Consider the following 18,548-nt stretch of genomic DNA (forward strand, 5'->3'; position numbering starts at 1 on the left):
CATGGAAGAACTCCTCGATGCCGTCGCGGCCGTGGCTTCTAGGCTGCCACCCGAGAAGCTTCGAGCGATCGCAAACCGACTTCGCGGGACCGATCCCGACAAGGCCGTAGGCGCACTTTCGGGCGTTCTGAACACGCCCGCTTCCGCTGCAGTTGTGGATCGGCTCGTCGATACTTGGCGTGCTCACGACGTAAGCCCCGATGAACTTGCGTCGATGCTGCTGGCCGCTGGGTATGTCCTCACCCAGGTCATGAGACGGCAATCGACCGAGCTCGTCTGGACAGGACCGACGACCCCCATCGTTTCGGCACGTCGAACGGAGCAGGCGCTTCTGCAAGTCATCAACGCTGCCGAGCACACGCTCTTCATGACGAGCTTCGTGGCCTACGACGTCTCGACCATCGTCCGAGCGCTCAATGCTGCAGCTGATCGTGGGGTAATGGTCTCGATGCTGCTCGAGTTGTCTCAGGAACACGGCGGCAGTCTCGACTTCGACGTGATCGGCAAGATGAGAACGCTCGTTTCTGGGGCACAACTATATGCTTGGCGTGACAAGACGGAGCCCTTTTCAGAAGGACGCGTCCACGCCAAGGTCGCCGTCGCCGACGGCAGAGTGTGTTTTATCACCAGCGCCAACCTGACAGGTTACGCGATGGATCGGAACATGGAGGCAGGAGTCCTCATCACGGGTGGCCATATCCCCCGACTGTTGAACGACCATTTGCAGGCCCTGGTGACGCTCAACGTAATTGCACCCGTTTGAGGCTCTGGGACGGCATTCCGTTAGGCGCTTGGAATCCCCCGGCTTCTGATCGTTGTCACCCTGGTCGATCAGTCTGGGGAAGCACTCTTTTTCCCTCAAGACATCGCGTAGCCGCATTGTTCGAGTCCTTAGGATTGAAGGCTCTCGGGCTTGTCGAGATCGCTGGTCACTTACCCAATGCGTCAGGCTGCCGGTCCTCGCGAATGTGCCCTCGCGACGAGGGTGGGTTTGAAGTCTACTGAGAGGGGCCAATCGCGTCGCAGCTTTCTCGTCGCGATCGGCGGCGCTTCGTGAACATGAGACTTCTGTGTGACTTCAAGATTGGCCGGGCCTTTCTATCGTCGATCGTACTTTCATCAACAGCAGCCCACTATTTACAAATATTGTGCATCGGTAATGCCTTTGTGCAGCTCATTTCCAGACAGACCTTCTGCCGCTGCAGCGTACGCCATAGCTGCTTGCAGTCCAGAAACGTTAAAGAAGTCGATCTCATCGTCGTCGTACTCGTTGACCAAATCTCCTAGCGCATCTTTTGCAGCGGCGAGCGCCTCGCGACGTGTCTTGCCTACACCAAACGGAAGATCTCCAAAAATGCAAACGACCGCGCTGCTTGGGCAATCGATCTCGGGTAAATTCAGCGCGCGCCCCATCTCATATCCGTCATCACGGTGCTGCATTGCATAGCGAGCCGCGAATCCGCTCAGTTCGAAATATTCGACATTCTCGCTGTTGAATTTTTCGCCTCTTGACTTGAACCATGCTCGCGCCTGGCGAAGAGCTGCCTCCTTCGATCGGCCTGCGCTGTAGTTGCAGTCGCCAATGGCTACGATGAAGGCCTTTGAGGCCTGGGTTTTTTTCGGTTCCATACTGCTTTCCTGTTTTGATGTTGGTTGGATGTGAGTTCTTTCCGCTGCGACCGATTGGAATGTGTTTGTCGTGTCGCAGATGCAAATATAAGGATAAAAATTTAAAACACAATAGGGTTTTCTAAACTTGTAAATTTCCTGATTTGAAATATACGGCCCAGCTCAGGCTTGGTGTCTGCGAATTTCACGACAATTTTTATTTGTATTTGATGGCTTTTTGCATCAGCTGTAGGGCATCAAGAGATGGAGTTGAGAGAGTTCCCGCGCTTTGAGTATGTGTGGCGTGGATACAACGGCACGATTGGGTGCGAGGTGCGAGGAGCGAGGTGTGCGGCGCGCGCGGGACGGAGCGAACACCCTTCCCTGCGGAAGCCACTGAAAGTTGTTTTTTCGTGCGTGCGGTGCTGTAAAAGCACCGTATGGCGACATCATTTCGCAGCATGATGCGATTTCGTTGCCCTGGTGAGTTGTTTCATCAGCTATGCCCGAGTCTTCAGCATTGCTGGTTATCGGGTGAAATGCTCTACGAGGCCAGGGCCATCGCACTCGAATGACATGGCCTTTTTGAGTTTTTCCAAAAAAGTCGTTCACGTTCAATAGGTTATGCAGCCATCTTGTGAACCCTCTCGAAAACGCGTCTACTCTCGTCTTTTGGGCGATGGAAATGCGCGGAGCGGGAGTCAGTCTGATGGAGAAGCTCAGTGAGCTTGAAGATCCTCGCCAGCCGAGTAACGGCACCCGCCACGACTTCCGGGAGATCCTGGTGATCGCGGTGTGCGCCATGCTCTCGGACGCCGACAGCTTCGAGGACATCGCGCTGTGGGGTCGGCTCTTTGCGCTCCAGGACGGGGCGTCGGCGCTCGAACAGTCGGGTGTCGGCGTTGGATAGAGGCAGGGAAACGTAAGGGAGCAGCCATGCCCGTGAAGACCGTCCTCGACGGCAGCGCCGTACCGGTCAGGATCTGGACCGACGACATCGATGAAGGCTCGAAGGCGCAGCTCGCCAACATCGCGAGCCTGCCCTTCATCCACCACCACGTGGCCGCGATGCCCGACGTGCATCTGGGCATCGGCGCGACCATCGGCTCGGTCATCGCCACCCATCAGGCGATCATCCCGGCGGCGGTGGGTGTCGACATCGGCTGCGGCATGGTCGCCGCGCGGCTGTCGCTCACCGCCAACGACATCGACGAGAAGCGGCTGAAGAAGGTGTTCGATCAGATCAGCCGCGACGTGCCGGTCGGCCGCGACCAGCACGCGGACGGCCGGGTGCTGGTCGATGCAGTGCGCCCCTTCGAGCCCGGCCTCAAGGCCCTGACCGAGCGCCATCCGCAGTTGCTCAAGGCCTTCGGCAAGTTCTCGAAGTGGGCGAACCAGATGGGCACGCTAGGGGGCGGCAACCACTTCATCGAGGTCTGCCTGGACGAGCACGAGCAAGTCTGGGTGATGCTGCACTCGGGCAGCCGGGGCATCGGTAACGCCATCGCGACGTACTTCATCGAGCTGGCGAGAAAGGACATGGCGCGCCACATGATCCACCTGCCCGATCGCGACCTGGCCTACTTTGCCGAAGGCAGCGAGCACTTCGCCGATTACGTCGAGGCGGTGCACTGGGCGCAGGAGTACGCGATGGCCAACCGCCAGGCGATGCTCGATCTCGTGCTCGCGGGGCTGGCGCGCCACTTGCCGCCATTTACGGTCACCACCGAGGCGGTGAACTGCCACCACAACTACGTCGCCCGCGAGCACCACTTCGGCGCCGACGTGTGGGTGACGCGCAAGGGCGCGATCCGTGCGGGGAAGGGCGAACTCGGCGTCGTCCCCGGCAGCATGGGCGCGCGCAGCTATATCGTGCGCGGCAAGGGCAACCCGGAGAGTTTCTGCTCCAGCGCCCACGGCGCTGGCCGGCGCATGAGCCGCACGGCGGCGACCAAGCGCTTCACGGACGCCGACCTCGCACGCCAGACCGAAGGGGTGATCTGCCGCAAGGACAAGGGTGTGGTCGACGAGATCCCCGGGGCGTACAAGGACATCGATGAAGTGATGGCCAACCAGCGCGATCTGACCGAGATCCTGCATTCCCTGAAGCAGGTGGTGTGCGTGAAGGGGTAGACGGGGTGAACATGGACGGGTCGGCTCAGCGCTTCATGAGGTGCGCAACCCTGATTGAGCAGGCAGAGGGCCTTCTGATTACTGCCGGTGCCGGTCTAGGCGTTGATTCGGGCTTACCAGATTTTCGTGGTAATGAGGGCTTCTGGCGCGCCTATCCAGCCTTGAGGCACGCACAGCTAGGAGTCTGCGCGGCAGAACTCCAGAGCGTGTTTTCTAGCAGAATGATTGGCGAACCGCGAGGTGCTGCACGAGACTGAGGCCGTGGTCAAGTTGCTTTGCGACGGCGCGGCGCGCATGCCGGACGGCAACGGGGACAGGTTTGCCCCCTTTTCCCGTCATGCCGTCCTCAATGTGCTCATCCTGCGCAGGTTCAGCGCCATACAGACGAGCTTCCACTCCGCTTTGACGCGCTCCAGGCCCCGCAGGCTGAACTGCCGGAATCCCAACACGTTCTTGATCCAGCCGTTGGGCGGTTCGGCGATCCATTTCCGTTTTCGGTAGGCGCTCTTGCCCGCCTCGCTCTCGAGCTTGTCGGCCATCTGCGCGGTGTGCGGATTGCGTTCGCGATCGAAGCCGAGTCGGCGCTTACCTTCCCGGCCCAGCGCCACCACCAGTTCGGTCCCGCACCCGTCGAGTTCCCGGAACGTTTGCTCCGAGCGGTAGCCGGTGTCGGCCAGCGCCTGGCGCGGTCGGTGTTCGACGTTGTCGCGCACGGCCTGCAGTACCCCCGCCAGTTGCCCGGCGTCGCTGGCGTTGTTGGTCAGCTCGGCCGCCACGATGATGTGGGCGGTCTCGTCGACCGCCGTCTGGGCGTTGTAGCTCGGATCGAAACCGCCGCCGGCGCGCTTCATGATGCGGCTGTCCGGATCGGTGAAGTTCTCCTGCGCCTTGTCCTCGGGCACTCCAAAGTCGCGCTTGTAGCGCCCGCCCTTCGGTTTGCCGTCACCGCCGCGCGGGCGACGCTCGTCATCGTCGCTGCGCCCGCGCGCCTGATCGGCCTCGCGCTGGCGCTGCTCGAGCCGCGCCCGGGCTTCAGCAATCGCCGTCAGCCGCGCCTCGCGCCGCGCGATCTCGGCCGGCACATCCCACTCGGGCTCGTTCCGCTCGGCGTCGTCGGCGGCCTTGGCCCGATTGAGCAGCGCCTCGATCTGCCGTTTCAACTCGGCCTCCGCCTTCACCATATGGCCGTAACTCATCGCCTTGTGGCGGCTGGCGTTTGCCTTGACCTTGGTGCCGTCGATGGCCACCGTCCCGAGCTTGACCAGCCCCATCTCGCGGGCCAGTCGCACCACCTGCACGAACAACTCGCTCAGCTCCTTCAAATGGACCGCGCGAAAGTCGCTCAGCGTGCGGTGGGCCGGGAAGTTGTCTGCCGCCAGGACCCGGAACGCCACATCCTCGTGCAGCTTGCGCGCGATCTTGCGCGAACTGAACACGCCCGTGGCGTACGCATACAGCAGCACCTTGACCATCATGGCCGGATGAAACGGCTGGTTGCGCGGTCCGCCACCGGCATACCGGGCGTGGAACGCGCTCAGATCCAACCCGTCGACCGCGTCGCTGATGAAGTACGCCAAGTGGCCTTCGGGTAGCCACTCCTGCAGCGCCTGGGGCAGCAGCATCTGCTGCTGCGGGCAATAGGGCAGATAGCTCGTCATCTCGACAGTCTACCGGCCCCGAAACGCCCGCGAGGACTTAACTCACCGACGCTTGGCTTCTGCCGCGCAGACTCCTAGGCTTTCAGGACATCGCTTGCCCTGACGCTTTTCGAACGCGCCCACGACTGGCCTGGGGCTTTTATGGGCATCGGCTGAATCTCTATCGGCAGACGGTTCCCGGGCCAGCGATTCAAATCCTCAGGGCGATCGCAAATCGCGTTCCGGATGGCGCTTTCGTTTTCACCAGCAACGTTGACGGGCAGTTTCAGAAGGCCGGATTCACTCCGGGACAACTTGTCGAATGTCATGGATCAATCCATAGGATGCAGTGCCTGGAGGGCTGCATGGGCGACGTGTGGCCTGCAGATTCGTGGGAGCCAGAGGTCGATGAGCGTGCCTGCATGCTGTTGAATGACCCGCCGCTGTGCCCACATTGTGGTGGCGTTGCTCGTCCTGCGGTCCTGATGTTCGGCGATAGTGAGTGGATCGATCACGGTCGGAGCTTGCAGCTTGCTCGGCTGCAGGGGTGGCGTCGCAAAGTTGAGCTGCTGCTGGTTATCGAGATTGGTGCTGGTACGACCATTCCGTCCGTGCGTCTTTTTAGCGAGGGGCAGGATGCGCCGATCATCCGGATTAACCCAGACGAGGCCAAGACTGCTGCCGACCGGGGCGTTTCGCTGGCCATGAGAGGCGTTCAGGCGATGCAGGGAATCGCGTCGGCGCTCATCGAGAGGGGTTTTTTCGATCGATGAGCACCTTGCCTAGAGAGAAGTAGACCTGAATCCGTGTTCTCTACAGCGCATACCCGCTCCGCGAGCCCCAGCGCATGATTCTTCTGCTGCCTGACTCCCAATCTCAGCTCACCGCAGCCCCGAGCGCCGTCCTTTCATGGCCCGGAGCGCCGGCGAGCCGGGCTTCCGGCGGGTGCGCTATGTCATTTCCCTTCTCCCGCGCGGCCGTCGCCCTTCCGCCGCAGCGAAATGGCCTCGATTCGGAGAATTCGGCCGCCGGATTTGCATCACGGCGAAGCCACCGCGCACAGTCGCGCCTGCACCGTGGTGAACACCTTCACATGCGCGGCCACGCCGCGCCCGAAGTCCAGCACCAGGCGCCGGGCGTGTTCGACGAACTTCGCCGCGCGGTACATCACCTCCTGCAGCACCGTCTTGATGCGCCGGCGCTTGGCCGGGTGGCGGATCGGCGAGAGCTCGCCGGCCAGCCCGAGCTGGCCGATCAGGCGCAGGCAGTTGTAGGCGAATGCGGCCAGATGCACGACCGCGTCGTTGGTGTCGAACTTACCCGAGGGCAGGCGCTCGAGGTCCAGGTCGGTCTTGATCTCGGAGTGGAACTGCTCGTGCGTGCCGTGGTGCTTGTAGAGCTCGATCACCTCGGCCATCGCCCCATCGAGGCTGGTCCACCAGCCTTCGATCTCGATCTCGGGCGCCAGCAGGTGCTGGCCCTTCTTGTCGATGGTGCGCTCGGTCACCCGCACCACCAGGCGCAGCGTGCGCTTGGCCTTCTTCCAGGCACGATCGATCTTCAGGTCCAGCAGCCCCACCCGCTTGCCCACGCGCGCTTCTTCGAACGCACCGGCGGCCTCGGCCCGATCCACCCAGGCGGTCTTGTCCTGGCGGCGCGGGTTCCACTTGGTGAGGTAATCGAACGAACGCCCGAGTTCGGCCCAGCGATCGCGCTCGTCGGCCAGCGCGAACAGCAGCCGCGCGCTATCGAAGCCGCTATCGGCGCGCCACAGCAGCTTCGCATCGGCGGCGCACACCCGGCGCAGGCGCGGGAGCGCGCGCTCGAAGAAATACTCCGTCTCCAGCGCCGAGTGGTGCGAACCCGCGCGCAGTTCCAGGCCGAGGTTCCAGCCCTCGTTGCCCAGGTACAGCGCGATCGGCGTGTAGCCGTCGACACCCTGGTAGGTGCGGCTGACCGCTTCCTTCTTGGTGTCGGAGTTGTCCATCACGAAGGTGTCCAGGTCGGCGCAGACGTAGCCCTTGTGCGCCGTGATCGGCGCCTCGGTGCGCTCGAGCAGGCGCAGGCTCAGCTCGTCGGTCAGCTCGCGCAGCTCGGCCGCGCGGGCATCGAGCCGTTGGCGCATCCACACGCTGCCGGGCACCTTGGCGAGCCCGAGCGCTTCCTTGAAGAAGCGGTCGCCGCGAAACGGCTCGATCGCCTCGAAGTCGCTCTTGCCCAGGCTCAGCAGCCCGACCACCGACTTGACCAGATCCGAGCTCAGCATGCCCTGCGACACTGGCAGCCTCGGGTCGATCACCGCCTGAACCTGTGCCGCCTGGCAGCACTGCCCGATCAGCGCCAGGCCCGAGTACGAGGTCAGGTTGAGCTTGGCGGATTGCTTGACTTCGAAGCGCGGCATGGTCGGTTGGGTGAATGAGTCGGATGCGTAATTGTACAATTACATCAATGCGTTAGGCTGGATTTCCGGCTAAACGAACACGGATTCAGGGTAGACATTCTGCGAACTAGCCACCTGCCTCGTGCGTTGCACCGTCGCCAAAGGAGACCTAAAAAAGGAAAACTTATGCTCGTTGCCATCATCGGGGGCATCGTCGGCTCGGTGTACGAGTTCCGCAAACGCCCTCGAAGGTCTTCGAAACCTTCTTTCACCCGAACGCGTTTTATACGGATGACGCCATCGCACGGTCGCGGTAGCCGACGCGCTGGTGAATGATCGCCATCCAGCGCTGGCCCTGAAAGACTGGGATCGGCGCAACTTGGACAACGGCGGTCGGGGCTAGCGCTTTGCGATGTGGCTGGTCTCCGATGAACTCGTCCCATATGGCGTGCCATGTTGAAAGAGCAGTATCGCGCGGTTGGTATAGGTTCTGAATCAAACGGCACGCAAATAGAAAAAAGGCCGGCGCACTCAATCATGAGTGACCGGCCTTCTGTCGGGCTAACGCCTCAGCCTGAGTGCTTCATGCGCTTCTTCAAACCGCAAAATCCTCGCGGTTCTTGCCTTCGAGCCAGCGCGGAGCGCGACCACGGCCGGTCCAAGTTTCGCCCGTTTCCGCGTTGCGGTACTTGATCGCCACTGCTTTTCCACTGGATTTCTGCTTGCCGAAGAGCTCGTCAACGGTCAGGTCAAACGTTTCGACCAAGCTGCGCGCATTCTGCAGGGCATCCGCACGCTCCGCCTTCTTGAGTTGAGCGATCTGCTGTTCGAGAGCTTCTTTTTGAGCCAGGAGTTCTTGAAGCGAAGTCATTATTCTCTCGTGGTAATTCTGGAAAGGGGTAGCTCCATTTCTGGAGTCGAGCGAGAGAATAACACGCCTTTCTTTAAGCTGGAATGCGTTTGAACTTTCCGATGACGATCCCCCAGACTTCCAGCTCGCTTTCAGTCTTCAACGCTAATGGCGGGTATTTCGGATTTCCCGCCAGAAGCATCACACGGCCATCCCTTATAGAGAGCCTCTTTACGAGTCTCTCTCCGTTCACAAAGGCCACCACGATGTGACCGTTTGCGGGTTCAACGCTCCGGTCGACAACGAGAATATCGCCCTCGAAAATGTCTGCTTCTTCCATCGAATCGCCTTTGACGGTGAAGAAGAAGGTCGAAACAGGGTTGCGGACGAGGTACTCATTGATGTCCAGGCGCTTCTGCGCATAGTCCTCTGCCGGTGATGGAAAACCTGCGGAAACAGGCGTCGCCCCGATCGTGATAAACATGCTTGGGGCGCCGAGCACCGCCCAGGAGAGGTCTTCGTTGATACAGCGAGGGCTACCAGGCACTGTTTTTCTTGTCCTCTGGGTTGATTATGGAGACGCCTTGTGCAGGCTGTACCTCAGACGGCGAAAGCGGTGGGCAGGTCGCTCCAGGATGTCGTGTAGGCGGGAGAAAGTCGCTCGCGCCGCATTTGCCATCCGGCCCGGTGGCCGGCGGCAGATGCTCTTACCATCCCGCGTCCCCATTTCCGGTTGATCTCATCCATCACCTGCATGGCGGCCTGTCGGCGTGCATCCTGGGCCGGGAGACCGAACAGGTCGGCCTGCCGCGCCGTTGTGGATCGAAGTTCGAACAGCATGATCCCGGTTTTGTGGTAAGCGAACCCAGGTCGGAATATGTCGTCCAGAATCCGGTGAGCCATTGCGATCAGGTGCAGGGTGTCGCTCGTCGGCGTGCCAAGGGGCAGGGTGACCGTGCGTTGGTATTGAGGTTCGGCGGGCTTGAAAGGGTTGGTACGGATCATCACTGTGAGGGCGCCCGCTTCGTCGCCCTGAGAGCGGAGCTTTTCGGCGGCACGGCTCACGTGGTGAGCGAGAGCTTCGCGAAGGTCTTCAATATCGACAACGAGGCTGCCGAACGATCGGCTGGCCATAATCTGCTGCTTCGGTGGCGTGACCGCCTCGAGCGACAGACAAGAGGCGCCGTTCAGTTCTCGCACGGTACGGGACAAGACTACGGAGAACTGCTCACGGATCCAGTCCGGATCGGACCGGCGCAACGCTTCCACTGTTTCGATTCCCATCTCGGACAACCGAGTTGCGATCCGGCGGCCCACACCCCAGACCTCGTCGACCGGGGTTTCCGAGAAAAGGCGTGCTCGTGTGGAGTCGTCGAGCGACTCCAGATCACACACGCCCTTAAAGGCTGGCTGCTTCTTCGCGAAATGATTTGCGAGCTTGGCCAAGGTCTTGGTGGGCCCGATCCCGACGCACACGGGCAACCCGACTCAGCGCGCGATACGTTGTCGGATCTCCTGCGCGTAGGTCACGAGATCAAGATGCCGGAATCCGCTCAGATCGAGGAAGGACTCGTCGATGCTGTAGACCTCGAGGTCCGGCGTGAAGGCACTCAAAACCTCCACGACCCGGTTGCTCATGTCCGCATACAGCGCGTAGTTCGAGGACAACGCAACCACCCCCAGCGATTCGGCGGTCGCCGCGATCTTGAACCAGGGCACGCCCATCCCGACCCCGAGCGCCTTCGCCTCGGCCGACCTGGCAACCACGCAGCCGTCGTTGTTAGAGAGCACCACTAATGGCCTTCCGGCCAGCTTCGGTGCGAACAGCTTTTCGCATGAGGCGTAGAAGTTGTTGCAGTCCACGAGGGCAAAGCGGTGCTCTTCGGCCATCGCATTTCCCGGGCGATCAGGCGTGCAGGGGTTCGACTGCAGGGGCTACGTCGACACCCTTGGAGGTGGCGGCGGTCGGTCGGACACCCAGTACGAGGGTTTCTGCCGCCTCATCTGTCATCAGCAAAGTGTGATCGCACTCCGGGCAGATGCGCCAGGTGTGTTGGCCGTCAGAGGCGAACTCATAGCGTGCCTGGGCGACAGGGGTGTGGCAGAACGGGCAGATCTGGTGGGAGTGAGGGGCGAGTTTCATGATGTTCTCCACTTGAAAGTGTGTTTTTATACAGTTTTTGGAGAGCAGCAAGGAGCCAGCGGTTCGAGAGCCAAGGGTAGGGGCTACCGCGCACCTTTTGGGGTACGAGAAACCATGACATGGCGACGAGATTCGATGTGGCGCTGGCGATGACCAGCCAGGCCCACGCTTGCCAGATCCACAAGGGCGCCGAGAATTTGGTCCGGGTGGTGCTCGCCTTACATCACCCATCCAGTGGCTGTGGCCACGCTGGTGCAGCGGTTTGGTTGCACCGAGGATCAGGTGGTCGAGGCTTTGCTGCACGATGTGCCCGAGGAGGAGGGTGGTGCAGGAGTGGTCTGAGCCGATCCGCGCAGCGTTCGGCGACAAGGTGTCCGCGATGGTTCAGGTTTCAACCGATGACCTCCCGGACGCCCAGCCTGGCGTGGGCGCAAGGAGCGCTATCTTTAGTATCCGAGGAAGGCAGAGGGGGAGGCGGGATCCTCGTTTCCACCTGCGATAAGCTCGCCAACCTGCTGGCGATCCTGTTCGATCTCACGGAAATCGAAGAAGCTGCGTGGGCGCGTACAGGAGGGAAGGTTGGTTCGCTCGGGTACGACAGCGAGCTTGTGTCGCTGTTTTCCGCGAAGGTGCCTGAGCCACTCGATGAGGCATTGAAGCGAGATTTGGCTGCGGTACTGGAGCGTGTGCCCCCAGCCGAGACTTGTGAGTTCGTCGGAGACTCAGTCTTCGTGGTCCGTGTCTTCTTTATCACTTTCGCCGACGACTGCGTCCACGCCAGCGGCAGCGACGTCGACAGTGGTATCTACCGCGCTCGCGGTAATGCTGACGGCGGTCGCACTTACGGATACCGCAGCCCCGGCAACGGTGACGAAGGCGCATCCGTGACGCCCGAGGGCCACGAGCGAGGGCAAGGATGATTCGGAACGACAGAGGCAATGCCTTGGTGCTGCGATTCTCATGTGCGTGACGTTGTTGCACCATGCCGTGTCCTTGGGGGTGGGAGCGGGCGGCTGGTAGGCAGCCGCAGGCACTCAGAGCGACCTCCGCCTGATCGCCAATGGCGGGTAAGGGGAGTTCCTTTCGAACTCACACATTCGGCCACTTGCTGCCACACATGGTAGTAGCCGAGTCGTCATTCGAGCGACCGGTGAGCTCCGGAACTAGCCCTAGAGCGAGCTGAGGCCAGCGTGATTCGTAGGATTGCCGGCACTGCGCTCTTAAAGCCGATACTCACCAGCTTTGCCGTCAGTGTCGGGCAAAAACCGTCGCGCTTCCGTCAAGCCCGACCAGAAGCGTCTCATAGGGTTGCGGGGTCGAGGTCTCCATTCCCGGCGACCCCTGCGGCATGCCCGGCGTAGCCAGTCCGATGGCCTTTGGGGACTCGGAGAGGAGTCGTCGGATGTCGTCCGCAGGGACGTGCCCCTCGACGGAGTAGGAGCCGACCTTGGCCGTGTGACACGAGCCGTATTGGTCCGGCATGCCCAGTGCCTTGCGGGCTGCGGGGACATTGTCGACGTCTTTCGTCACGACATCGAAGCCGTTCTTTCTCAGGTGCTCGGCCCATTTCCCGCAGCACCCGCAGTAAGCGCTCTTGTAGACCTCCACACGTACGGGCCCCTGCGCAAACGCTGCGCCGCTCATGATCATCAGGCTTGCCAAGAGCCCGCCGAGCAAAGTCTTCGTCTTCATGTTCGTCTTCCGGTTGATGGCGTCGAGGCACAGTTTGGCACTTCGAGCCCAACGGGAAGCTGACCTCAAAATTACATTTCCGTCAGACAGTCTGGGCCCCGGTCGACTTCGCCGAATCAGGAAGGCGATGAGGCTTCGTGGCGAGGCAAGGTGATCGTGAAGCAGGTGACACCTTCAGCGGAGTGCGCAGTGATTTGCCCACCGTGGGCCTGGACGATGGAACGCGTGATCGCAAGTCCGAGCCCTGCGCCTTCACCGCGAGACTCGCGCTGGGCGCTACCGCGATGGAAGCGTTCGAAAATCCGTTCGATCTGATCGGCGGGTATCGGGTCGCCGACATTGCAAACGGCGAGACGGACGCCGGCTGCGTCCGCGTCGACCCTGATCGTGATCTGTCCATTTTTCGGTGTGTGACGAAGCGCATTCGAAATCAGGTTCGACAAGGCGCGCCGCAGCATCAGGCGATCACCCTGAACGCTCGCTTGGCCTTGGCGCACGATGCGGACTTGGCCCTCTTCGGCCAAGGCTTCGTAGAAATCGATCAGCGCATCCGCCTCGCGGGCCAGGTCGATCGCCTCGCCCGCGTGCGCGAGGGTGTTCTCCTCGGCCTTGGCGAGAAACAGCATGTCGCTGACCATGCGTGCGATGCGCTCGTATTCCTCGAGGTTCGACGCCAGGATGTCCTGATATTCGTCGATGGTGCGTGGCCGCGACAGCGCGACCTGGGTCTGGGTCATCAGGTTCGAGATCGGCGTACGCAGTTCGTGGGCAATGTCCGCCGAATAGTCACCGAGGCGCTGGAAAGCGGCTTCGAGCCGAGCGAGCATGCCATTGAAGGCTTCGACGTGGTCGCGCACTTCCAGCGGCGCATCATCGATGGCGAGTCGCTCGCCGAGTTGCCGTGCCGACAGCCTACGGGCGGTTTCGGTGACCCGGCGCAGAGGGGCGAGGCCCCGGTGCGCCGCAAACCAGCCGAATAGCGCCGCCGCCAATGCCGCCACGACGACGCCCGCCCACGTCGCATTTCGTACCGATGCGAGGAAATGGACGTGATGCGACAGATCGAGTGCGACCAGCGCCTCGATCGTTTGCTCCTTTGACCCAAGGCTCGGTAGCGTGATGCTGGCCTCAAGCCCTCGATGTGGGCGCTCGTCGACCGTCCAGTCAGTCAGCCCACCCGAAATGCGCTCGCCTGCCCGCTGAGCAGCGGTGAAATGCTCGGGATGGATGATGTACAGGACGCGTCCCTCGCCGTCGCGAAACAGGACACCGACACTTTCATGGCCAACGAAGGAGCGTTCGAGCGCCTCAATGCGTTCCGGTCGCCTCCCTGTCACGCCAGCACTCTGCAGGGCGTTGCGGATGAGCGTGACTTTGCCCTGCAACTCGTGCATGTCCAGCTCCTGGAAATGCATGTCCAACATGCGCCCAAAGAGCATCGCTGCCAGCACAAGCAGGCTCGCAGCGAGGACGGCAAATAGTGTTGCCAGTCGCGCCGTGAGCGAGTGAATGCGGATCATCGTCAGATCGGCTCCATCGCCTCGAGCACGTAGCCCATACCCCGCACGGTGTGGATCAGCTTCGGCTCAAAGGGGTCGTCGACCTTTACGCGCAACCTGCGCACGGCAACTTCGATCACGTTCGTGTCGCTGTCGAAGTTCATATCCCACACCTGCGAAGCGATGAGTGAGCGGGGCAATACTTCACCCTTGCGTCGCAGGAGCAGTTCAAGCAAGGCAAACTCCTTGGCGGTCAGATCGATGCGCTGCCCGCATCGGTTCACCCGGCGGCGAAGCAAATCGAGCTCCAGGTTCGCTGAGCGCAGGGTCTCCGGTTCGTGGTTTCTTCCCCTGCGCAGCAGCGTGCGAACGCGCGCGAGAAACTCGGAAAACGCGAAGGGCTTGACCAGGTAATCGTCGGCGCCGAGCTCAAGACCACGGACCCGATCCTCAACTTGGTCACGGGCAGTCAGGAACAACACGGGGGTCTCACGACTGCTGCGACGCAGTGTTTGCAGGATGCCCCAGCCGTCCAGCGACGGAAGCATCACATCCAGCACGATGAGGTCGTAATCGCCATTGAGTGCGAGGTGGAGCCCATCGAGGCCATCTCTTGCAAGGTCGACGACGAACCCGGCTTCGGTGAGCCCCTGGCGGAGGTAGTCGCCGGTCTTCACTTCGTCTTCGACGATCAGAATTTTCATTGTTTCGCTCCTACGCGCTTCGTGCTGCCTGTGCCCGATTTTGCGCCCGGGGTGCTGGATAACCCCCGGGCTTACAGAAATGTAATTTCCAGGTCAGGCCAACGACAGGCAGGCGGGCGCAAGATGCTCTGCGTGGCACAGCGTTCCGTACCGCGACGGAACCCCGCGACCAATGGGAGATCGATCATGAAACTGCGTTTGTACCGTCTCGCCGGGCTCATGCCCGTCGTCGCTCTGGCTGCAGCCTTGCATGGCAGTCCGGTCGTCGCGCAGACGACCGATCCGGTGCAGGCCTGGCCGCCCGCAGCGAGTGTCCCCGCGCTTCAGGAACGTATGAAGTCGATCCGTGCCGAGACCAACCCGGAACGTCGCATGGCCCTGATGGAAGAGCAGGTCAAGGCCCTGGAGGCTGCATCGCAGGGCACGCCCACTGGTTGCCCGATGATGGGGGGGCAGATGGGGGCTGGTCCGATGATGAAGGGTGGTGGTCCTGGACCCGGGGCTGGACCCATGGGCGGCATGATGATGGATCCCAAGCTCATGCAGGAGCACATGAAGATGATGCAAGAGCACATGGGCATGATGCAGAACATGATGAAGATGCATCCGGCCGCCAAGCCGGCGATGCCCAACTGAGCATCGGGACGCGGAGCGGCGACCTCGTCGATCGCCCCGCGTCCGATTCATCACAAGACCAACAAAGAGACATTCCCCATGCAGAGACGAATCATCCACCTCGGTGGAGGATTGGCCGTCGCCGTGGCGCTCGTGTCGGGCGCGCAGGCCGAGCCCTCCTCTCCGTCTAATCCCGCTGACCACGCGCCTGCCGCGACCCAGTCTGGGTCACCCAAGCCACAGCGCGTGCCGGCGTATCGCTCGCCCCTGAACGAATATCGGCCCTACCGTGTCGATGAGCCCTTGCGGTCGTGGAAGGATGCCAACGACGAGGCTGGACGTCTCGGCGGGCACATGGGCCACCTCACGCCGACTTCGAAAGGGGGCGAGCGATGAGAGCCAGTCTCCCCATATCCTTGCTGGCCGCCACCGTGCTGACCGGGTGCGCCAGCGTTGCGATCGATGAGAACTTCGCTGAGGTCGAGCGCTTTGCGCGCGAGCAGACGGGTAGCGAGGTGCGCTGGCTGCGCTCGGACCCTGAGCGCGAGGCGATGCGCGCCGAGGTCGATCGCCTGCTCGCACAGCCGCTGGCGATCGACGACGCGGTGCGCATCGCGCTGGGCTACAGCCCGGCGTTCCAGTCCCTGCTGGCGGAAGCCGCCGTGGCCTCGGCGGATGCGACCGGTTCGGCCCGCATCGGCAATCCGGTGTTCACCTTCGAGCGGTTGTTTCGCTCGGGCGCCGAGGGGCGCGAACTCGACATCGGCCGTTCGCTCGGCATCTCGCTGTTCGACCTGCTGTTTCTGCCCGCGCGGCTGGAGCAGGCCGAGTTCCGCCAGCAGCAGACCCGGCTGCAGTCCTCGATTGCGCTGTTGAGCACCGTCACTGAAGTGCGCCAGGCCTGGGTCGATGCGGTCGCGGCGCGACAGGTCGCGCGCTACCGCGAGGAGGTGGCCACGGCCGCCGGGACCGCTGCCGAGCTCGCCCGTCGGATGCAGGCCACCGGCAACTTCAGCCGCCTGCAGCGCGCGCGCGAACAGGCGCTCGCCGCCGAGGAAACGGCCAACCTGATCCGCGCCCGCCAGAACGCCACCGCCGCACGCGAAACCCTGATCCAGCGTCTGGGCCTCACTCCGAGCCAGGCGCAGGCGCTGCGTCTGCCCGATCAGTTGCCGGCCTTGCCCGAGGCGCCGATGGACGAAGCCACCGCCGGTGCGGCGTTGCTGGAGAACCGGCTCGACGTGCGCATCGCCCGCACCGATCTCGACCGGACGGCGAAGAGCCTGGGCCTCACGCGGGTCACCAGCGTCGTCAATGGCCTGCATGTGGCCGGCGTGCGCAACAGCGAGACCGGCGAATCGACCCAGCGCGGCTTCGAGCTCGAGCTGCCCTTGCCGCTGTTCGACCTCGGCGACGCGGCGCGCGCCGGCGGCGAGGCCCGCTATCTCGCGGCCTTCAATCGCACGCTCGAGCTTGCCAGTAACGCCAGCTCCCAGGTCCGGGTAGCCTACGAGGGCTATCGCAGTGCATACGATCTCGCGCGCCACTACCGCAACGAGGTGGTCCCGCTGCGTCAGAACATCACCGAAGAGTCGGTGCTCCAGTACAACGGGATGCTGATCGGCGTGTTCGAGCTGCTTGCCGCCGCGCGCGCGCAGTCGGCGAGCGTGGTGCAGGCGATCGAGGCCGAACGCGACTTCTGGCGCGCCGAGGCTGGGCTCAAGGCCAGCCTGCTCGGCCAGCCGATCGCGCCGCTCAGCCTTCAATCAAGCGCATCACCGGCGCAAGCCGGTGGTGGCCACTGACCTATCCGGAGACGATCATGACCACCCGACGCAGCTTTCTCGCCGGGGCAGGCCTGCTGGCCGCTGCCGGAACCGTCAACCGCGCCGCGCTCGCGGCGCTGCCCGAGCCCGTGATCCAGACCAGCGCCGTAACGGCGGCCCCACTGTCGCCACCAGACGGACGCCCCTACGACCCGGTCGTCACCTTGAACGGCTGGACCGCCCCCTGGCGCATGCGCAACGGCGTGAAGGAGTTCCACCTCGTCGCCGAGCCGGTCGAGCGCGAGATCGCCCCCGGCATGGTGGCGCGGCTGTGGGGCTACAACGGCCAGTCGCCCGGGCCGACGATCGAGGTCGTCGAGGGCGACCGCGTGCGCATCTTCGTCACCAACCGCCTGCCCGAGCACACCACCATCCACTGGCACGGCCAGCGCCTGCCCAATGGAATGGACGGCGTCGGCGGCCTCAACCAGCCGCAGATCCCGCCGGGCAAGACCTTCGTGTACGAGTTCGTCGCCCGCCGCCCTGGCACCTTCATGTACCACCCGCACGCCGACGAGATGGTGCAGATGGCAATGGGCATGATGGGCTTCTGGGTCACGCATCCGCGCGAGCCGCACCCGAACATCGCACGCGTCGACCGCGACTTCTGCTTCTTGCTCAACGCCTACGACATCGAGCCGGGCAGCTATGTGCCCAAGATCAACACCATGCTCGAGTTCAACCTGTGGACCTGGAACAGCCGCGCCTTCCCCGGCATCGACTCGCTCAACGTCAGGAAGGGCGACCGCGTGCGGGTGCGCATCGGCAACCTGACCATGACCAACCACCCGATCCACATTCACGGCCACGAGTTCGAGGTTACCGGCACCGACGGCGGGCCGACGCGGCCGGAGTCGCGCTGGCCCGAGGTCACCACCGACGTCGCCGTCGGCCAGATGCGCCAGATCGAGTTCATCGCCGACGAGGAGGGCGATTGGGCGATGCACTGCCACAAGTCGCACCACACCATGAACGCGATGGGGCACGACGTGCCGACCATGATCGGCGTCGACCATCGCGGCCTGGTCGAGGGCATCCAGAAGCTGGTGCCCGATTACATGCTGATGGGCGAGCGCGGCATGGCCGACATGGGCGAGATGGAGATGCCCCTGCCCGACAACACCCTGCCGATGATGACCGGGCAGGGGCCGTTCGGCGCCGTCGAGATGGGCGGCATGTTCACCGTGCTCAAGGTGCGCCGCGAGCAGCAGCGGGGCGACTACCGCGACCCGGGCTGGTTCCGGCATCCCAAGGGGACGGTGGCCTACGAGTGGGCGGGCGCAGCGTTGCCTGAACCCGCTCGCAACGATGTAGCGGGCTCCTCGAGCATGCCGCGTACAGGGGGCGGACAGTCTGTCGAGATGACCGTACGCAAACCCAACGGCCATCAAGGTCATTGAAACCGAACGCCGTGCAATCGGCGCAAACCCCAGCACAAATGAAGTCTCACCCAACAGAGAG

General features: G+C 62.7%; 18 protein-coding genes and 2 pseudogenes. 9 read left to right on the forward strand and 11 right to left on the reverse strand.

Annotated elements, in window-relative coordinates:
• Position 1 precedes the first annotated feature (1 nt).
• Positions 2–763 carry a DISARM system phospholipase D-like protein DrmC gene (drmC, locus tag ACZ5PP_RS16805; RefSeq protein WP_464826335.1) on the forward strand — a complete coding sequence of 254 codons (762 nt, stop codon included), beginning with the start codon at positions 2–4 and terminating at the stop codon, positions 761–763.
• Between the two features lie 374 nt (positions 764–1,137).
• On the opposite strand, the gene ACZ5PP_RS16810 is transcribed toward drmC, so the two are convergent.
• Positions 1,138–1,629 (reverse strand): hypothetical protein, encoded by a 492-nt coding sequence (locus tag ACZ5PP_RS16810; protein ID WP_464826336.1) that lies wholly within the window; start codon positions 1,627–1,629, stop codon positions 1,138–1,140.
• Positions 1,630–2,317: 688 nt separating this feature from the next.
• Here ACZ5PP_RS16810 and ACZ5PP_RS16815 point away from each other — a divergent pair.
• The 3 genes and pseudogenes from ACZ5PP_RS16815 to ACZ5PP_RS16825 all read left to right on the forward strand — a co-directional run.
• Positions 2,318–2,458, forward strand: a pseudogene (locus ACZ5PP_RS16815) (transposase family protein); the annotation flags it as partial.
• Positions 2,459–2,544: 86 nt separating this feature from the next.
• Positions 2,545–3,741 (forward strand): RtcB family protein, encoded by a 1,197-nt coding sequence (locus ACZ5PP_RS16820; protein ID WP_464826337.1) that lies wholly within the window; start codon positions 2,545–2,547, stop codon positions 3,739–3,741.
• Between the two features lie 11 nt (positions 3,742–3,752).
• Positions 3,753–3,920 (forward strand): annotated as a pseudogene (locus ACZ5PP_RS16825) (NAD-dependent deacetylase); the annotation flags it as partial.
• Positions 3,921–4,076: 156 nt separating this feature from the next.
• Here the strand turns inward: ACZ5PP_RS16825 and ACZ5PP_RS16830 are convergent.
• Positions 4,077–5,399, reverse strand: a complete 1,323-nt coding sequence (locus ACZ5PP_RS16830; RefSeq protein ID WP_004301215.1) for an IS1182 family transposase — start codon at positions 5,397–5,399, stop codon at positions 4,077–4,079.
• A 125-nt stretch (positions 5,400–5,524) separates the two neighbouring features.
• Here ACZ5PP_RS16830 and ACZ5PP_RS16835 point away from each other — a divergent pair, with 125 nt between their 5' ends.
• Positions 5,525–6,151 (forward strand): SIR2 family NAD-dependent protein deacylase, encoded by a 627-nt coding sequence (locus ACZ5PP_RS16835; RefSeq protein ID WP_464827063.1) that lies wholly within the window; start codon positions 5,525–5,527, stop codon positions 6,149–6,151.
• Positions 6,152–6,417: 266 nt separating this feature from the next.
• Here ACZ5PP_RS16835 and ACZ5PP_RS16840 read toward each other — a convergent pair whose 3' ends face one another.
• The 6 genes from ACZ5PP_RS16840 to ACZ5PP_RS16865 form a co-directional block, all read right to left on the reverse strand.
• Positions 6,418–7,779, reverse strand: coding sequence for an IS1380 family transposase (locus ACZ5PP_RS16840; protein WP_004300513.1), 1,362 nt, complete (start codon positions 7,777–7,779; stop codon positions 6,418–6,420).
• Between the two features lie 574 nt (positions 7,780–8,353).
• Positions 8,354–8,629, reverse strand: coding sequence for an H-NS histone family protein (locus ACZ5PP_RS16845; RefSeq protein WP_464826338.1), 276 nt, complete (start codon positions 8,627–8,629; stop codon positions 8,354–8,356).
• A 73-nt stretch (positions 8,630–8,702) separates the two neighbouring features.
• A complete protein-coding gene (locus tag ACZ5PP_RS16850; RefSeq protein WP_464826339.1) occupies positions 8,703–9,092 on the reverse strand; it encodes a LexA family protein in 390 nt (129 codons plus the stop codon).
• 116 nt (positions 9,093–9,208) lie between these two features.
• Positions 9,209–10,054: a DinB/UmuC family translesion DNA polymerase gene (locus tag ACZ5PP_RS16855; RefSeq protein ID WP_464826340.1), complete on the reverse strand. Its 846-nt coding sequence runs from the start codon at positions 10,052–10,054 to the stop codon at positions 9,209–9,211.
• A gap of 42 nt (positions 10,055–10,096) precedes the next feature.
• Positions 10,097–10,498: a Y-family DNA polymerase gene (locus ACZ5PP_RS16860; protein WP_464826341.1), complete on the reverse strand. Its 402-nt coding sequence runs from the start codon at positions 10,496–10,498 to the stop codon at positions 10,097–10,099.
• 16 nt (positions 10,499–10,514) lie between these two features.
• Positions 10,515–10,751, reverse strand: coding sequence for a hypothetical protein (locus ACZ5PP_RS16865; protein WP_464826342.1), 237 nt, complete (start codon positions 10,749–10,751; stop codon positions 10,515–10,517).
• 398 nt (positions 10,752–11,149) lie between these two features.
• Between ACZ5PP_RS16865 and ACZ5PP_RS16870 the strand changes: the two genes are divergently transcribed.
• Positions 11,150–11,671 carry a hypothetical protein gene (locus ACZ5PP_RS16870; protein ID WP_464826343.1) on the forward strand — a complete coding sequence of 174 codons (522 nt, stop codon included), beginning with the start codon at positions 11,150–11,152 and terminating at the stop codon, positions 11,669–11,671.
• 328 nt (positions 11,672–11,999) lie between these two features.
• On the opposite strand, the gene ACZ5PP_RS16875 is transcribed toward ACZ5PP_RS16870, so the two are convergent.
• The 3 genes from ACZ5PP_RS16875 to ACZ5PP_RS16885 all read right to left on the reverse strand — a co-directional run bounded on the left by ACZ5PP_RS16875 (position 12,000) and on the right by ACZ5PP_RS16885 (position 14,646).
• Entirely contained in the window at positions 12,000–12,443 is a 444-nt protein-coding gene (locus ACZ5PP_RS16875; protein WP_320368375.1) for a DUF411 domain-containing protein, read from the reverse strand.
• A gap of 116 nt (positions 12,444–12,559) precedes the next feature.
• Complete coding sequence (locus ACZ5PP_RS16880) at positions 12,560–13,963, reverse strand: heavy metal sensor histidine kinase (RefSeq protein ID WP_454454867.1); 1,404 nt, start codon at positions 13,961–13,963, stop codon at positions 12,560–12,562.
• A gap of 2 nt (positions 13,964–13,965) precedes the next feature.
• On the reverse strand, positions 13,966–14,646 hold the full coding sequence (locus ACZ5PP_RS16885) for a heavy metal response regulator transcription factor (protein WP_320368373.1): 681 nt from the start codon (positions 14,644–14,646) through the stop codon (positions 13,966–13,968).
• A 186-nt stretch (positions 14,647–14,832) separates the two neighbouring features.
• Here ACZ5PP_RS16885 and ACZ5PP_RS16890 point away from each other — a divergent pair, with 186 nt between their 5' ends.
• The 3 genes from ACZ5PP_RS16890 to ACZ5PP_RS16900 all read left to right on the forward strand — a co-directional run bounded on the left by ACZ5PP_RS16890 (position 14,833) and on the right by ACZ5PP_RS16900 (position 18,487).
• On the forward strand, positions 14,833–15,282 hold the full coding sequence (locus tag ACZ5PP_RS16890; protein ID WP_012586273.1) for a hypothetical protein: 450 nt from the start codon (positions 14,833–14,835) through the stop codon (positions 15,280–15,282).
• A 371-nt stretch (positions 15,283–15,653) separates the two neighbouring features.
• Positions 15,654–17,066, forward strand: coding sequence for a TolC family protein (locus tag ACZ5PP_RS16895; RefSeq protein WP_075146731.1), 1,413 nt, complete (start codon positions 15,654–15,656; stop codon positions 17,064–17,066).
• Positions 17,067–17,083: 17 nt separating this feature from the next.
• Entirely contained in the window at positions 17,084–18,487 is a 1,404-nt protein-coding gene (locus ACZ5PP_RS16900) for a multicopper oxidase family protein (RefSeq protein ID WP_464826344.1), read from the forward strand.
• Positions 18,488–18,548: the final 61 nt, after the last annotated feature.

This window comes from Thauera sp. DNT-1 (assembly GCF_055393985.1).

Bases quoted from the DNA above. Each gene is read 5' to 3' on its own strand.
- drmC (WP_464826335.1), top strand. From the start codon at position 2: ATGGAAGAACTCCTCGATGCCGTCGCGGCCGTGGCTTCTAGGCTGCCA.
- ACZ5PP_RS16810 (WP_464826336.1), bottom strand. From the start codon at position 1,629: ATGGAACCGAAAAAAACCCAGGCCTCAAAGGCCTTCATCGTAGCCATT.
- ACZ5PP_RS16820 (WP_464826337.1), top strand. From the start codon at position 2,545: ATGCCCGTGAAGACCGTCCTCGACGGCAGCGCCGTACCGGTCAGGATC.
- ACZ5PP_RS16830 (WP_004301215.1), bottom strand. From the start codon at position 5,399: ATGACGAGCTATCTGCCCTATTGCCCGCAGCAGCAGATGCTGCTGCCC.
- ACZ5PP_RS16840 (WP_004300513.1), bottom strand. From the start codon at position 7,779: ATGCCGCGCTTCGAAGTCAAGCAATCCGCCAAGCTCAACCTGACCTCG.
- ACZ5PP_RS16845 (WP_464826338.1), bottom strand. From the start codon at position 8,629: ATGACTTCGCTTCAAGAACTCCTGGCTCAAAAAGAAGCTCTCGAACAG.
- ACZ5PP_RS16850 (WP_464826339.1), bottom strand. From the start codon at position 9,092: ATGTTTATCACGATCGGGGCGACGCCTGTTTCCGCAGGTTTTCCATCA.
- ACZ5PP_RS16860 (WP_464826341.1), bottom strand. From the start codon at position 10,498: ATGGCCGAAGAGCACCGCTTTGCCCTCGTGGACTGCAACAACTTCTAC.
- ACZ5PP_RS16865 (WP_464826342.1), bottom strand. From the start codon at position 10,751: ATGAAACTCGCCCCTCACTCCCACCAGATCTGCCCGTTCTGCCACACC.
- ACZ5PP_RS16870 (WP_464826343.1), top strand. From the start codon at position 11,150: ATGACCTCCCGGACGCCCAGCCTGGCGTGGGCGCAAGGAGCGCTATCT.
- ACZ5PP_RS16875 (WP_320368375.1), bottom strand. From the start codon at position 12,443: ATGAAGACGAAGACTTTGCTCGGCGGGCTCTTGGCAAGCCTGATGATC.
- ACZ5PP_RS16880 (WP_454454867.1), bottom strand. From the start codon at position 13,963: ATGATCCGCATTCACTCGCTCACGGCGCGACTGGCAACACTATTTGCC.
- ACZ5PP_RS16885 (WP_320368373.1), bottom strand. From the start codon at position 14,646: ATGAAAATTCTGATCGTCGAAGACGAAGTGAAGACCGGCGACTACCTC.
- ACZ5PP_RS16890 (WP_012586273.1), top strand. From the start codon at position 14,833: ATGAAACTGCGTTTGTACCGTCTCGCCGGGCTCATGCCCGTCGTCGCT.
- ACZ5PP_RS16895 (WP_075146731.1), top strand. From the start codon at position 15,654: ATGAGAGCCAGTCTCCCCATATCCTTGCTGGCCGCCACCGTGCTGACC.
- ACZ5PP_RS16900 (WP_464826344.1), top strand. From the start codon at position 17,084: ATGACCACCCGACGCAGCTTTCTCGCCGGGGCAGGCCTGCTGGCCGCT.